The sequence below is a fragment of the Paraburkholderia sprentiae WSM5005 genome (assembly GCF_001865575.2).
Classification (GTDB): domain Bacteria; phylum Pseudomonadota; class Gammaproteobacteria; order Burkholderiales; family Burkholderiaceae; genus Paraburkholderia; species Paraburkholderia sprentiae.
This window is the reverse complement of the sequence record NZ_CP017562.2, coordinates 1,959,306-1,973,478: the sequence shown is the minus strand read 5'-3', so window position 1 is coordinate 1,973,478 and position 14,173 is coordinate 1,959,306. Positions and strand designations below refer to the sequence as shown.

Genomic DNA, 14,173 nt, shown 5'->3' with positions numbered 1-14,173 from the left:
GGTCGCTTCGGAGAGGCGACGCGCTTGGGCGGCGGTTTCGTCGTGGATGAGGCGCGCGCGGTCGGTTCACGGCGGGTCAGTGTTGCGGCTTGTGCGGCGCAACGTCGCGATTGTTACAGAGACGGCACGATCGCGCAGGGAGGCGGGCAGGGACCGGGAGGCTGCTTGAAGATGAGGCGCTTTGATATCAGGGAAAGGCAACTAACCGTCAATCCCATCCGCCATCTCCGAATCGGCGCGCATACGACAGAACCGCCCGGCAGAACGGGCCTCCCATTCGATCACAGGACCAGGCTATTCGGGGTTTCATCCACCCGTCACGCATCGGAAAAATGAATCGATGTGCGGCATCGCAGATGCTTCGGGCGTACGCCTTCCAACCTGCTTTCGTCATCCGACTCACGCGCGCCGATGCCCACCCGGAGTGCCGCTGCCACGCAGCCTTGCACCGCGTCCGGGCGCCCGCCGCGGCTCGGTCGCGCGGCAGCGGGCGAGCTCGCCGGGCACGCCTTATGCGGCACCGTCCGCTCGCGCGCCGGTGTGCGCGAGTCCTAAAATGTCCTACTCTGTTTCTTTAAACCGCTCCGACAGGCACGCGCCTCCCGTCCGTCTCCAGTGCGGTTCGCGTCTGCCATGTCGAACTTCCCGGAGGCTTCGATGACAACCGTCGATCTGGAATTCGACCAGCTCAACAGTACCGTCGACGCGCTACGTCGCTCAATTTCGAATCGCATGATGTACGGCGTCGGCAAGGACGCCGTCACCGCTCACCCGCATGACTGGCTGCACGCGGCCGCGCTGGCCGTGCGCGACCGGCTCGTCGCCCGCTGGATGAAGACCACGCGCCTGCAATACGAGCAGGACGTGAAGCGGGTCTACTACCTGTCGATGGAGTTTCTGATCGGCAGAACGTTTTCCAACGCGCTACTCGCGCTCGGCATTCACGATCAGATGAAGGAGGCGCTCGCGAGCCTCGGCGTCGACATGGACGCGCTGATCGATATCGAACCCGACGCAGCGCTCGGCAACGGCGGCCTCGGCCGGCTCGCCGCGTGCTTTCTCGACTCGATGGCGACGCTCGGCATTCCGGGCTTCGGCTACGGCATCCGTTACCAGTACGGCATGTTCCGTCAGGAAATCGTCAACGGCGAGCAGGTCGAGGCGCCCGATTACTGGCTGCGCGCCGGCAATCCGTGGGAATTTCCGCGGCCAGAAATCAAGTACATGGTGCACTTCGGCGGCCGCACGGTGCAGCGCGGCGACAAGACCGAATGGATCGACACCGAGCATGTGAACGCGACCGCGTACGACACCGTGATCCCCGGCTACGCGACCGACGCGACCAACACGCTGCGCCTGTGGTCCGCGCGCGCGACCGAGGAACTCGACCTCGGCGCATTCAATCGTGGCGACTATCGCAACGCGGTCGACACCAAGAATATGTCGGAGAACGTGTCGCGGCTGCTCTATCCGGACGATTCGACGCCGGCCGGCCGCGAATTGCGACTGCGCCAGGAGTATTTCTTCGTGTCGGCGACGATGCAGGATCTGATCCGCCGCTATCAGCGCACGCACAGCACGTTCGGACGCTTCTCGGAGAAGGTCGCGGTGCATCTGAACGACACGCATCCGGTGCTGGCGATTCCCGAGCTGATGCGTCTGCTCGTCGACGAGCATCATGTGCCGTGGGACAAGGCGTGGAAACACGTGACGCAGATCTTCTCGTACACGAATCACACGCTGATGCCGGAGGCGCTCGAAACCTGGGATGTCGAAATGTTGTCACGCCTGCTGCCGCGGCATCTCGAGATCATCTTCGAAATCAACGCGCAGTTTCTGAAGCATGTCAGCGAGCACTCGGGCCACGACGCCGAGATGATCCGCCGCATTTCGCTCGTCGATGAATATGGGCAGCGGCGCGTGCGCATGGCGTATCTGGCGATCGTCGCGAGTCACAAGGTGAACGGCGTGTCGAAGCTGCATTCGCAGCTGATGACCCGCGACATCTTCGCCGACTTCGCGCGCATCTATCCCGAGCGCTTCACCAACGTGACCAACGGCATCACGCCACGCCGCTGGCTCGCGCAGGCGAGTCCGTCGCTGTCGCAGCTGATCGATGCGCGCATCGGCAAGCATTGGCGCAGCAATCTGTTCGAGCTCGAGCAGCTGCGCAATCTGCGCAAGGACGACGAGTTCGTCGAGGCGTTTCGCGAAGCCAAGCGACAGAGCAAGCTGCGGCTCGTGCACCGGCTCGCGCATCACACGAAGCTGCACTTCGATCCGGACGCGCTGTTCGATCTGCAGGTCAAGCGCATTCACGAATACAAGCGTCAGCTACTCAACGTGCTGCACGTGATCGTGCGCTACAACGAGATTCGCGCGAATCCCGAGCGCGACTGGGTGCCGCGCGTGGTGTTGTTCGCGGGCAAGGCCGCGTCCGCGTACCGGATGGCCAAGACGATCATCAAGCTGATCGGCGACGTCAGCGAGAAGGTCAATCACGATCCGCTGATCGGCGATCGGCTGAAGGTCGTGTTCGTGCCGAACTACGGCGTCAGCGTGGCCGAGCTGATCATTCCGGCGGCCGATCTGTCGGAGCAGATCTCGATGGCCGGCACCGAGGCGTCGGGCACCGGCAACATGAAGCTCGCGCTCAATGGCGCTTTGACGATCGGCACGATGGACGGCGCGAACATCGAAATCCGCGACGCGGTCGGGTCCGACAACATCTTCATCTTCGGCCACACCGCCGACGAGGTGGACGACCTACGCGCAAGCGGCTATCGGCCGCGGCGTATTTACGAGGAGAACGAAGCGTTGCGCACGGCGCTCGATCAGATTCGCTCGGGCTTCTTTTCACCGGACGATCCGCTGCGCTTTTCGGATATCTTTCACACGCTGGTCGACTGGGGCGACCACTACATGGTGCTTGCCGATTTCGACGCGTTCGCCAAGGCGCAGAACCAGGTGGATGCGCGTTTCGTCGACCGGCACGCGTGGGCGGAAAGCGCGATCGAGAACGTCGCGGGCATGGGGCAGTTCTCGTCGGATCGCACGATCGGTGAATATGCGCGCAATATCTGGCGCGTGAGTCCGCTCAGTCTCGATTGAGCGCGAGACGACGCCACCGTAGGGGTAACTTCAGGGCAAGCAAATCGAAAGCCGTGCGGGCTGATGCTGATCAGTGGCGCGCGGCTTGTCATGTTCGATCGTCGTCCCGCGTCATGCCTTCGTCGCCGCGGCCGCCGCCTTCGCCCGATGCACGGCCTCGCCGACCTGTTCGACGAACTCGCGATCCGTGCTCATCAGCGCCTCGCGCTCGCCGGCGGCCGTCTTGACCATCAGCCGATGCGTGACGTCCTGGGTCGCCCAGGTGAGCCAACCGACCACGATCAGCATCACCCCGCATACGAGTCCCGGCGCCGAGTGCAGCACGCCGCCGACGATCGAGCCGATCAGCCCGGCCACCGAGATCACGAGCGGCACGACCTTGTTCTTCTGCACGGTGACGACGTGCACGTCGACGATATCGCGCAGCGGGAAGACTTGACCCGCGGACGACAGGGCGTTGCGCGTGACCGACACGCCGCGATCGTTGAAAGGCGTTTCCATCGTTTCAATGCAAGGGTTGTGAAGCGCGCAGCGTAGCAGACTTCCTTGAGGTTCCTAAAGTTATGGACTTTTTTATCCTTTCGCAGGCCTGCAGAGCAAGGAGGCACGACATCGGTGACTAAAAAAATCAGTTGTTTAGCATCAGCCGGGTCGTCGGCCATTGCCGTCGTTAGAATGATCTCCGATCTACGTCGGCAATGCGGCGGACTGCTGACCGTGGCTCCGTTTGAGAGTTGAGCGGCGGCTTCCCACGTTAGCGAACTCACACTTTCGACCCACTGCGGCCCTTCGGCGAATATTTGCGAACGTCTCCGCCGTTCAAGAGCGGCCGTTCGGCTTGCTCAAACCGAGCCGCTTAAGCCGATCAATGGTCGGTCCCGTGCATGTTCACGAGAAGTAATCCCATTGGACATGCCGGTTGCGGGTCCATCCGCACCTCTAGCTGTCCACCAACGTTCACAGGTCTTATGTCGAAGACCGGACCGATGTCGGACCGACTACGGGTGGAACCGGTGCAAGAGTCCGTGTCGGCCCACCTTATGCGGCATTAGGGGTTTATACTTACCACGGCTTCTCATGTCTTCCCCGACAAGGATTCAGCCCGCCCACTTAGGCAGGCTTCAATGTTTACAAAGATCGGTTCGAACGCAACAGGACGCTCCCCATTCCGCCTTGCTCTAATCCTGGGGAAAGGTTCACACCGCAAAGCTATGTTCAGCCCTGTTGGTCTTTATATTGTCGGAATCATGTCGACCGCCGTGAGCGTACTCATATTGAGTTCGCTGTCCGGGATTCCTGGGCTGTACCGCTGGTTCGGTGCAAACATTCTGGCCGTGTCCGCATTGGTTGTTCTGACGTTGTGTGGCGCCTCCCCAACGCCCATGGCTATTCTCATATCCAGTGCGCTCCTTGCAGCCATCCCAATCGTAGCGCTGCAAGGTTTCAGAAAGTTTTTCGCCCTTCGCCCTTCGCAACCCCACGCGGTTGTGGCATACGTCATTCTGGTGATCGGCCTTGTTTACTGGACCTATGTTTCGCCGAACCCGGATGCCCGGATTATTTCGATGGCTGCCTTCGTTGGCTACTTTCGTCTATGTATCGGCTGGACGGTATACATCATGCGTCCTCCGCATCGGCCTCGGTACAGCTATCAATTCCTAGCCTTCGTCGCGGTGCTCGGAGGGCTCGTCTACATTGCTCGGGCGATCGTGACCGGTCTAGGCTGGGAACAGCACGCACACGTTCTAGACCTGACACCTATGAACGTCGCGTATATCGGCATCGGCATATTAACCTTGCCGTGCCTTTCGATAGGTGTAGTCATGCTCGCGTATGACCGCATGGCTGAGCGGATGGAGCGGCTGGCGACTGTTGATGATCTGACCGGAGCGCTCGTTCGGCGCGAGTTTATGGCTCGCGCCGAATTGCTGCTAGCGCATGCGAACCGTACAAGGTTGCGCCTGGCTGTTGCAATCCTTGATATTGACCATTTCAAGGCAATAAACGACGGACACGGTCACGCAGTCGGAGACAGCGCGCTGTTTCACTTCGCTTCCATCATGTCGAAGGGTATCAGGCGAGGCGATATTTTTGGGCGTCTTGGCGGGGAAGAGTTTGCGGTCCTGTTGCCAGAAACCTCCGGAGCAGACGCTGTTGCAATAGTTGATCGTTTGCGCCTGCAAATTGCCACGGCTGCGCTAGCCATCCCCGGCGGAGAAGTGGAGTGCACGTTCAGCGCTGGCGTCTCGGAATATGAGACGGGCGAATCGCTGAAAAACCTGATGGCGCGATCCGACGCGGCGCTTTATTCGGCAAAGGCTATGGGGCGGAATCGTGTCGTCGCAGCGGTCTCTGCTCGTGCTCAAACGTTCGGAGCCGTCACGGAAGCACCGAAGCCGAATTGACCAAATCTCTGAGAGCGGATGGCGGCCAGACGCTGATCAGCAGACATTCGCCAAGAGAATATGAAGGACCGTTCGTGGCCGATTGCACGCGCTGAACCATGATGTATAAAGCGGTCGCTGGTGGAGGACGACCTGTTTTCACCGACCGCTTACGGTGAAGTGAGAAGCCAGAACTTCAAGGCAAGCGCAGCGTTGTTGGCGTAAATCGCATAGGGGCCGTGGACGACGCGACATTCGTTTAAATGTGGCGTCTGCGCATCTGCGGCACAGCCGCTACGCCGGGCATGCTCAGAGTTGCCAGTCCGTTTATTGCCTGATCCGATTTCAAGGCACGCGCCTCGAGAAAAGATCGAATCGCGTGATCTTGCTCGCCGAAGTTCGGAACGTCTGCTTCGTGGTCGCGGGAGGTCAACCTGCTCCGATGTTTGCCTGGTTACCCGCTGGCCATGGCAGCGGGTACGCATGGGCTACCGATCACGAGCACCTGACACGAAGTCAAGTCGCTCGTGGCTGCGGCCCTCCCGCCTGGGCGATGGAACTTATCGTGCTGTGAGACGTGAACGGGCGGATGCTCACCAGGACGCGGCAGCCTCAGGGGTGGAAGAGGCTACGATTGTGACTGGCGCCGAGTTCGGTCATAAACAGTCGCGCGAACTTCTGGCAGTTGTTGTGCAGCAGCTTGTAGTTCGGCCCACACATCTGCCTCGTGTTGAGGAACGCCTGCTGCAGCGCCACCGCCGTCACGGATACCGGGTTAGGGCTGTAGGTATCGCTTTGGGTGTACCACTGGATATTTTTGGCCTCGTCAGTGGCGAATTCCACCGTGTCGTTGGCGCCCATCCACAAGCCGAAGTTGAGCACGATGAAGCCGTTGCTGCGGTTGCTGACGAAAATCTGGCTGTGATGAGTAATGGCGCCACGGGCGACTTTGCGCCACATGTGGTGGACGTTGCAAGGCGTGTTCGCGTTGACGAGCGCTTGGATGTGTCCTGCGATGCCACTCGTGTCGAGGCCGCCGCCACCAGCGTCAGAGTTCTGGCTGGACTCGCTGGGGGTCTGCGCACTTCTAGAACCGATACCAAACATGGAATATCCCTCCTTCAGTGGGCTTTCAATATTCTCGCTGTGCACGCTTCATTAGTCCGGTAATGCGGCGTCCAGCTAGTCTTCTGATCAGGAGTTTCAACTGTAGGTAACTTCCTCAACCAGTGCCAGACTGATCGATCCCGGATAAGGCGGCGCCACATGTGTATTCGGTGTTAGAAAAACAGCATGCAGGCGTCGGCTATTTACACTTTTTCATCGATCTGTTTAAAGCGTTCTTCTGACTGTCCGCACGCACGCCTAAGAGTTTTACCGATGACGTGCATCGATCAACTCAGCGGAGCGAGCGTCAGATACCGCGCCAACAGCCGCCGTTGCGGCGGCGCGCCCCCGAAAAACGGCTCGGGGTCGCAAGTACTCATTCGGTTTTCCGTGGGACGAGTCATTCGCGACCACCAGCCTGTGAATGACGGGAAAGCGCCCCATACCCGTCTGACCAGCACCTCCCGGTCTCTCCAGCAACAGCTCATCTGTTCCGAAAAACTCCCCTCAACAAACTCCCTGAGCTGGGAAATATCAGTGCGCGTAGGCCGCCGTCGTCTGCACCGACGCGGCCGAGCAGCGCCTGCGCGACCGGCAGCGGCACACGGTGCCACGCAGTGCGGGCAGACAGGCGGCCGGCAACGGGATGGCGCGGGGCCGGTGGCCCTTGCCCAGCACGTGCAGGGTCCACTGGCCGGCCTCGTCGACCTCAATGCGCGGCAGCGCCAGATCCTCATGCCACTCCAGTTCCGCGAGCCGCACGCCGGCGAAGCGGTACAGCGTCCAGATGGCTCGGCTTCGTGCCCAGACCGCGGACGGTACGTCCGTCGGCGCGTCACCGCCCGCGACCGCGTCGCAGTGGGCGAGCGCGGTGGCGGGCAGGAACCGCTCTAGGTTCACCTCCTGCGGCGGCCAGTCCCTCGGCCGGCTTGACGGTGAAGTAGCCCGTGCGGTGCCACCAGGCGAAGAGGCTGGAGACCGCGGCGAGAGCGCGGGAGACGGTGGCGGGGGGCGGCGCGCCGCACGTTGCCCGCTGCATCGGCATGTGGCGCCTGCAGGACGTCGCGGTACGCCATCAGATCCTGACGCGTCAGGTCGGAAAACGGTCCCAGGCGTTCGCGTGTGCACCAGGCCGCGAGCCGCCGGAGTTCCGTCACGTAGGCGCGCAGCGTGTGCGGCGAGGGCGAAGCCCGTTCGCGCAGGAAGAGTCGGACGGCCTGCATGTCATCGGTGACACCGAGCATGTTTGTCAGCGTGACCGGGTTGGCGAAGCGGCCCGTGCGGGCGAGCCACGGCGGCTCGACCCCGCCAGGCAGCCACGCCGCGTCCGGCGTGATCACGGCTGGGACCCGCGCGCTGTCCGGCACCGCGTCAGCCGCAGCCTCGCGGAAGCGCCGGCGGTGCTGCCGCAGGACGCGTTCGAGCACCGCCGCGGCGGAAGGCGCCGCGGCTTCGGGCACGACCCGCAGCAGCTGTTTTGACAGGCCATCTTAGCGCACCCGTTCGGCAGCCAGTTCGCCAGCATGCGTTCTGGCCGCTTGCGCAGCAGCCTCCTCGGCAGAGGCGAGTTGCGACTGGAGCTCCGCAGTCGCGGATTCGAGCAGGCGCGTTCGCCGCTGGAGCGCGCGGCTTTCGAGTCGTAATCCCAGCAGTTCCTCATTGCGCGCGGCCAGCTGGGCGTGCAGGTCGGCGAGTTCGGTGCGAAGCAGCTCCGTGCGCAGTTCGGCCTCGTGCCGCGCAGCGCCCGCGGTTTCCCTGGCCTGTTCCGCGTCCTGCCGCCCGCGGCCAGTTCGCCAGCGGCCTTTGGATCAGCCACCCTGCAGGCCGACTTGCCACTGCCTCGGCGCCATCGCCACGGACAGGCCGCGATGGAGGCGAACGACAGGATGGCGGTGGGCTGCGGACCAATGGCAAGGTTCTTTCGCAGAGGCGTCGACCGGAGTGTAGTCCGTGCGGTTGGCGACTCCAAGCCCGCGCTGGGTGCACCCGTGGACCACGTCGCCGACGTGGGTCGATCCTCGGGCTCCCGTTGTCGCGCGTCAAGCGAGTGGTACGAGCTATCGCCAGTTGAATCGATGAGCGGGCGGCATCAATCAGCGGCGCTGCCCTCCGAAGGAGGGTGGGTGTGCGCGCCTTCGATAGGGGTACCTGCCTGGCACTGGAGGTTGTGCTGTCCGGGCATCGGTCACCTCAACGGGGAAACCAGATGAACAAGCAGGAAACTTATCTCAATAGCGATGTTGAGCGATTCGTTTTCACGAAAAACTGCCACTTCAGTCTTGTCGCATTCGCGCAACCAATGCGAGCAAGCGCGAATTCATTTCCTCCGCCGGCAATTGCGCGAACCAACCGTGACCGGGAAGCAACCATTCGAAGCGATACGTGGCCAGCCTGCTCAGCGAATCGGTGAGTTCCGTCCATGAGTACCAGCACGCGTCCCTGAACGCGATGAGGTCCTTCTTGCGTGGGCTCCAGGCAAGTGAATCACCCGAGAACATCACGCGATCATCAAGCAGGTACACGACGCTACCCCGAGTGTGTCCGGGTACAGGGATCGCGCGAACGTTGATCGCAATGTTCGTTGCTGATCCGTCATCGAGCAGATCCGTAGCATATGGGGCAGCCGACGCGTCCTCCCGATGAATCCAGACGCGAGCACCGAATCGACGCGCATATTTGTCAGCGTCTGCGACGTCGTCGCTATGCGACAGCAGAATGTGCGCAATACCGCCAGCGCCGTCAAACCATTTCACCAGCTCCGCCGCATAGCGAGGGGAGTCGATCAGCAGATTGCCTTCCGGACGCGATGCAAAATAGGAATGCGCTCCGAACGACGACCGGGCGTTGAATCCACAGCGCCACACGTCCGAGGTGATCGGCTGTGGAAAAATCGCTGCGTTCGGGCGAGGCTGTTTTGTTTCACTGCGTACCGATGCCGTAGGACACACAAGCATCGCACGCCAGGCATCAAGTTGCTCTTCTGGCGTCGCCGGCTGCCGAACGAAGACACTCTTGTCGTTTCGTTCAACAATCAGCTCTGGCGCGACGTGACGCGATGCACCGCAATTGATGCACGCAGTATCGATGTACCACTCGCCTGAAACAGAGTCGGTATTACGTATGGGCTTCATTTGGTGCTCCTGGCCGATGTGCACATCAGTCGGCTCGACGATCGTCCGCGTGTGGCGGTTCTCGGAGGGGTTGTTACGACCATTAGGCTACGATGACGCGCATAGTCCATGCCTGGCACTTACCGTGCCCGATGGCTGAATCCGGCCGTCAGCGCGTCCACGACGAGTTGCACCGCTCGTGACGATTTGCGCCGGCTGGGACAGTAGCGATGCTCGACAAAGGTCGGAAACCAGTCTGCGAGGACCCAACTCAGCCGGCCAGCCTTGACGTGACCGTCGACGAGATCCTTCGGCACGTATGCAAGCCCGAAGCCGCCCGGCGCCGCGTCGACCATCGATAAACGTTATTGAACGTGAGCTGGCCCCCGACTCTGAAATCGTGCAGGACAATATGAAGACGGTGATCCTGAAGCGCGATGCCTATGGCAAGAAACGGCACCGATATCATCCTGGGTTCGCTGATTTCGCCAAACACCATGGGTTCGTGCCTCGCGTGTGCAAGCCATACCGCGCGAAGACGAAGGGCAAGGTCGAGCGTATGAATGGATACCTGCGCTACAGCTTCTGGGTTCCGTTAGTTTCAATGCTCGAACAGGCAGGACTCACAGCGGATTGCGGTCTCTGCAATGAGCGCGTCAGGCTGTGGCTGCGCGACGTCGTCAACGTTCGTGTGCACCGTACGACAGAGTGGAGTTTCGACACGTCCACTTGAGGAACGGAGGGCCCAAATGAATGCTGCGACATACGGACTGGATGTTGCAAAGCAGATCTTCCAGATGTACTGGGTCGACGCGCAAACCGGCGAGATTGCCGATCGACGCTTCCGGCGCGATGAGCTGATTACGTTTCTTGCACGGCGGCCGCCCTGAATCGCACCGCCCGAATCCTGCGCGAGCATCAGGCGGTTGATCGCACCAGGTGCCTGAGGGTCGTCACGCGTGGACACGAATACCGGCGCGCCGAGCGGCGTGGTGCGCGGATCGACGGCCACCGAGCGGCCCGCCGACAGCGGGCACGCCCAACGCGCCCAGCGGACCGTTCGGTGAATCGGGGATCACACGAAAGAACACATAGCTCGGATCCGAAACCGCATACGCGGGATGAGGTTTCGGCGTGGTCGTCGCCAGTGTGAAACCGCGCAGCAACGGCGAAGTGGGTTCGCCATCGTCACCGTCGGCGGGCGCCGCATTGCCTTCGTTGCTCGTAGCGGGCGCGCCGTCGTCACCGATGTCGACCTCCATCTCCATGCCGCGCACGACGAGCTTGCGCGCGCCGGCCGTCGCGTTGCCGCTGTGCGCGAGCGGCGGCAGGAACGGCCGGCCGTTCTGTTCCGCATAGGCGAAGCGGCGAATCGAGCCGTCGCTCATGCGGACCTTGCCCGCGCCTTGCAGCTGCATCGAGTACAACATCACGGGGTCGTCGACACAGGCGAGGATCGGCGCCTTCAGTGCGCCGCGCTCGATCTCGGCGCGGGTGCAGTACGGCACGATGCGCCCGCCATCGAGCCGCAGGCGAATCTTCTTGTCGCGGATATCCAGCACGCTATCGCGCAGGTCCAGCGCGTAGACGCCTTTGAGGTCGCCACTCGTCGTATCGCTGAGCGGGATCACGTTTCGTCCATCGATGCGAGCCGTGCTCACGTCACCTCGCGCGCGGTCCGGCAGGCGCCGCGCGTCGAGGTAGAGCATGTCGGCCGGCGTGCCATAGACTGGATAGAGGTAGGCGCCGCCGTACTGCCGGCTGCCATTGAGCAGCGGCTCGTAGTAGCCGGTCATCGTACCGTCGAGCGAGCGGTCGGGATTGCGGATCTGATACGCGTTGAAGTTGGTTTCGAAGAAACGCCGGATCGCCGCGACGTCGCCAACGTCCACCACTCGCGCGGCATTGCACGGGTCCGACCAGCCGCTGCGCGCGCCGAGCAAGGTGCAACTGCGGCGAAACGCTTCCCATGACGCGGTGACGTCGTCCGTGTCCCATCCGGGCAGGTCGGCGAAAACGATCGGCTCGTAGTAAGCGTGGCGCGTGGCGAAGCCGCCGCTCAACGCAGCCTCGGGACGCGGGTTATTCGAGCCGGTGGACGTGCCCGAGACCGTCGCGTGTGTCGTTATGAGAGCCGGCGTCGGCCCAGGCATCGTCGGCGGCGCGGGTGGCGATGCTTGCGCCGTCGGTGCCGCCTGCTCGACCGGCGATGTCGCGGTATGGCTCGCGTCCCCAGGATGACGCTGGTCGCGGGCGTGTTGCTCGCGCAAGCCGCGAGCGTGGCTGTCAGCGCAAGCAGGAGAAGCTGAGCCCTTTGCATGCGGCCTCCTTGCGGACCATCGCGCACGTCGCGCGCGCTAGGCTGGCGGCTTGACGGCATCGATGGTGAACGTGGCGGCGCCGAACGCGCCGGCGCAATCCGCCGTGCCTGCCGGGCAACGTGGCTTGCCCGCGAACGGCGAATAGCGCGGGCCGCGACGCGCGGCCGCTTGCTGCTGGGCATCAGCGGGGAATGACTGGAACGGCGCCGCGGACTTCAATCCACCGTCGGAAAAATCGCGCGGCGTCGTCGACACCATCGTCAGAAAGTGGTTGGGACCGGGCGGGTTGCCCGCCAGCATCGGCCAGCTGGCGCGCGGCAACGACAGCGTCTGACCGGCGGCGATCCGGTTGTTGCGATCGAGTCCGTTCGGAAACAGCATCAGGTACTGACCGTCCGGATCGACCATGAACACATACACGTAGCCCGCGCGGTTGCTGTCGAGTCTGAACTGCAGATAATCCTTGCCGATCGTGGCGGACGGGCTGCGCGGTGTGGCGGTGACCTGAATCAATGGATCGGCCAGCGTCACGATTCGATCGAGTTCGCTCGCGGGGGTGAAGGGCGTGAGGTTGTCCGCCTGCGCGGGTGGTGTGGCGGGCGCGGCAACCGTGGCGGGCGAGGCAGGAGCAACCGGGGCGACAGGGGCAACAGCAGCAACGGCTGCCGGGCTTTGAGCGGCATTGCCAGGCGTCGGCGCAGCCGTGTCGGCCGGCTTCGGCGAAGCCGTGTCGCGCGCATCCGTGCTTGCCGTGACAGCCGGGCTCGCTGCCGGTGGCGAATGCATGGCAAACCACGTACCGACCGCGGCGAGCGCCACGACGCAAACGACACCTGCTGCGATCAAGCGCGTGCGTTTCTTTTGACTACCGCCAGGCGCAGGAACGGCCGCTGTGCCTGGCTCATTGCGCTTCGCCTCGACTGTCGCGGCCGTCGTCGTTCGCGGCGCATTGGCACCCGCTGTCTCGACGGAAGCGCGAGTCGTGGGTTCGATCGACGCATCGGCGTCATCACGCGTATCGATGGCAATGCCCAGTTCGTTCGCCAGCGCCTGAACGCTTTGCGGGCGCTGTTCGGGGCGGACCGCGAGCGCATGGTCGATCGCGCGCAGGAACCGCTCGCTATAGCGGCCAGCCGCCGCCGTGGCGAGCGGCACATACGTGTCGCTCATCAGTCTGCCGACCGACGGCGGCGGCGTCTTGCCCTGAATCGCGAAATAGATGACCGCGGCGAGTGCGTACACATCGGTCCACGGCCCCTGTTTCAAGGCCGCCACTTCGGCATATTGCTCGACGGGTGCATAGCCGGGCTTCAGAATCACCGTCAAGGCCTGGGTCATGTCGCCGATCACGCGCCGCGCCGCGCCGAAGTCAAGCAGCACGGGGCGGCCGCTGCCCTTGAGCAGCATGATGTTGTCCGGCGCGATGTCGCGGTGATAGCACTGCGCCGCATGCAATACCGCCAGCGCTTCGAGCAGCGGCGCGAGCAGGGCGCGCAGCCATGCTTCATCGGGTGGGGCGCTCATGCGGCGCAAGCCGTCGCGCAGCGTCACGCCCTCGTAGTACGGCATCACCATGTATGCGGTGCCGTTGGCCTCCCAGAACCGGTACACCTTGACGAGCGAATGATGATCGAAGCGGGCGAGCAGCCGCGCCTCGTTGATGAAGCTTTTCAGGCCGGCGCGAAAGGTGTCTTCATGACGTTCCGAGCGGACCGACACTTCGGCCGCGCCGACGCGCGAGGCCAGCGCAGCGGGAATGTATTCCTTCAGCGCGACGTGACGTCCTAGCTGGGTGTCGTAGGCGAGATAGACGATACCGAAGCCGCCTTCGCCAATCAGCTCGACGATCTCGAACTCGCCGAGCCGTGTGCCGGCGGGCAGCGCATGTTGCGCGTTCGAACCCTGCGCGGCGGGGCGGGTGACGACTGTGCGATCGGCGTGCGCCGCTTCGGCGGGGTTCTGCTGGCCGTCCGGTCCGGACGCCCGTTGCACGATCACGGTTTTGTCGTCGGGGCTGCTCATCGGCTGTGGCTCCCTGGAGGGTACGACGGCAGAGCCCGGCACACGCGAGCGCCACCCTCACGCGCAGGCGCGTCCGTCTTTAAGACGAACGAGCGGGTCATTTTTTGAAATCAGGCGG

At 63.0% G+C, this 14,173-nt stretch carries 9 protein-coding genes and 3 pseudogenes; 4 read left to right on the top strand and 8 right to left on the bottom strand.

From position 1 onward, the window contains the following. Positions 1 to 657 precede the first annotated feature (657 nt). Positions 658 to 3,111 (top strand): glycogen/starch/alpha-glucan phosphorylase, encoded by a 2,454-nt coding sequence (locus tag BJG93_RS25685; RefSeq protein ID WP_027194135.1) that lies wholly within the window; start codon positions 658 to 660, stop codon positions 3,109 to 3,111. A 111-nt stretch (positions 3,112 to 3,222) separates the two neighbouring features. Here the strand turns inward: BJG93_RS25685 and BJG93_RS25680 are convergent, their stop codons facing one another. Continuing rightward, on the bottom strand, positions 3,223 to 3,612 hold the full coding sequence (locus BJG93_RS25680; protein WP_027194134.1) for a DUF6232 family protein: 390 nt from the start codon (positions 3,610 to 3,612) through the stop codon (positions 3,223 to 3,225). A gap of 623 nt (positions 3,613 to 4,235) precedes the next feature. Between BJG93_RS25680 and BJG93_RS25675 the strand changes: the two genes are divergently transcribed. Continuing rightward, positions 4,236 to 5,516, top strand: coding sequence for a GGDEF domain-containing protein (locus tag BJG93_RS25675; RefSeq protein ID WP_231337522.1), 1,281 nt, complete (start codon positions 4,236 to 4,238; stop codon positions 5,514 to 5,516). 591 nt (positions 5,517 to 6,107) lie between these two features. Here the strand turns inward: BJG93_RS25675 and BJG93_RS25670 are convergent. The 5 genes and pseudogenes from BJG93_RS25670 to BJG93_RS25650 form a co-directional block, all read right to left on the bottom strand. After that, positions 6,108 to 6,602 carry a hypothetical protein gene (locus BJG93_RS25670; RefSeq protein WP_027194133.1) on the bottom strand — a complete coding sequence of 165 codons (495 nt, stop codon included), beginning with the start codon at positions 6,600 to 6,602 and terminating at the stop codon, positions 6,108 to 6,110. A 534-nt stretch (positions 6,603 to 7,136) separates the two neighbouring features. Further along, positions 7,137 to 7,502, bottom strand: coding sequence for a hypothetical protein (locus tag BJG93_RS25665; protein ID WP_027194132.1), 366 nt, complete (start codon positions 7,500 to 7,502; stop codon positions 7,137 to 7,139). Next, positions 7,499 to 8,062, bottom strand: a complete 564-nt coding sequence (locus tag BJG93_RS25660; protein WP_027194131.1) for a site-specific integrase — start codon at positions 8,060 to 8,062, stop codon at positions 7,499 to 7,501. The genes BJG93_RS25665 and BJG93_RS25660 overlap by 4 nt, the downstream gene beginning before the upstream one ends. Positions 8,063 to 8,875: 813 nt before the next feature. Beyond that, positions 8,876 to 9,733: an MBL fold metallo-hydrolase gene (locus BJG93_RS25655; protein WP_027194130.1), complete on the bottom strand. Its 858-nt coding sequence runs from the start codon at positions 9,731 to 9,733 to the stop codon at positions 8,876 to 8,878. 119 nt (positions 9,734 to 9,852) lie between these two features. After that, positions 9,853 to 10,106 (bottom strand): annotated as a pseudogene (locus BJG93_RS25650) (LysR substrate-binding domain-containing protein); the annotation flags it as partial. On the opposite strand from BJG93_RS25650, the pseudogene BJG93_RS25645 reads away from it, so the two are divergent. Both BJG93_RS25645 and BJG93_RS25640 read left to right on the top strand, forming a co-directional pair. Then, a pseudogene (locus BJG93_RS25645) lies at positions 10,107 to 10,418 on the top strand (IS21 family transposase); the annotation flags it as partial. A gap of 43 nt (positions 10,419 to 10,461) precedes the next feature. Further along, a pseudogene (locus BJG93_RS25640) lies at positions 10,462 to 10,596 on the top strand (IS110 family transposase); the annotation flags it as partial. Between the two features lie 69 nt (positions 10,597 to 10,665). Here BJG93_RS25640 and BJG93_RS25630 read toward each other — a convergent pair. Next, entirely contained in the window at positions 10,666 to 11,982 is a 1,317-nt protein-coding gene (locus BJG93_RS25630) for an MltA domain-containing protein (RefSeq protein WP_051374157.1), read from the bottom strand. 87 nt (positions 11,983 to 12,069) lie between these two features. Next, positions 12,070 to 14,055 (bottom strand): serine/threonine-protein kinase, encoded by a 1,986-nt coding sequence (locus BJG93_RS25625; RefSeq protein ID WP_034477070.1) that lies wholly within the window; start codon positions 14,053 to 14,055, stop codon positions 12,070 to 12,072. Positions 14,056 to 14,173: the final 118 nt, after the last annotated feature.

Bases quoted from the DNA above. Each gene is read 5' to 3' on its own strand.
- BJG93_RS25685 (WP_027194135.1), top strand. From the start codon at position 658: ATGACAACCGTCGATCTGGAATTCGACCAGCTCAACAGTACCGTCGAC.
- BJG93_RS25655 (WP_027194130.1), bottom strand. From the start codon at position 9,733: ATGAAGCCCATACGTAATACCGACTCTGTTTCAGGCGAGTGGTACATC.
- BJG93_RS25625 (WP_034477070.1), bottom strand. From the start codon at position 14,055: ATGAGCAGCCCCGACGACAAAACCGTGATCGTGCAACGGGCGTCCGGA.
- BJG93_RS25680 (WP_027194134.1), bottom strand. From the start codon at position 3,612: ATGGAAACGCCTTTCAACGATCGCGGCGTGTCGGTCACGCGCAACGCC.
- BJG93_RS25675 (WP_231337522.1), top strand. From the start codon at position 4,236: ATGTTTACAAAGATCGGTTCGAACGCAACAGGACGCTCCCCATTCCGC.
- BJG93_RS25670 (WP_027194133.1), bottom strand. From the start codon at position 6,602: ATGTTTGGTATCGGTTCTAGAAGTGCGCAGACCCCCAGCGAGTCCAGC.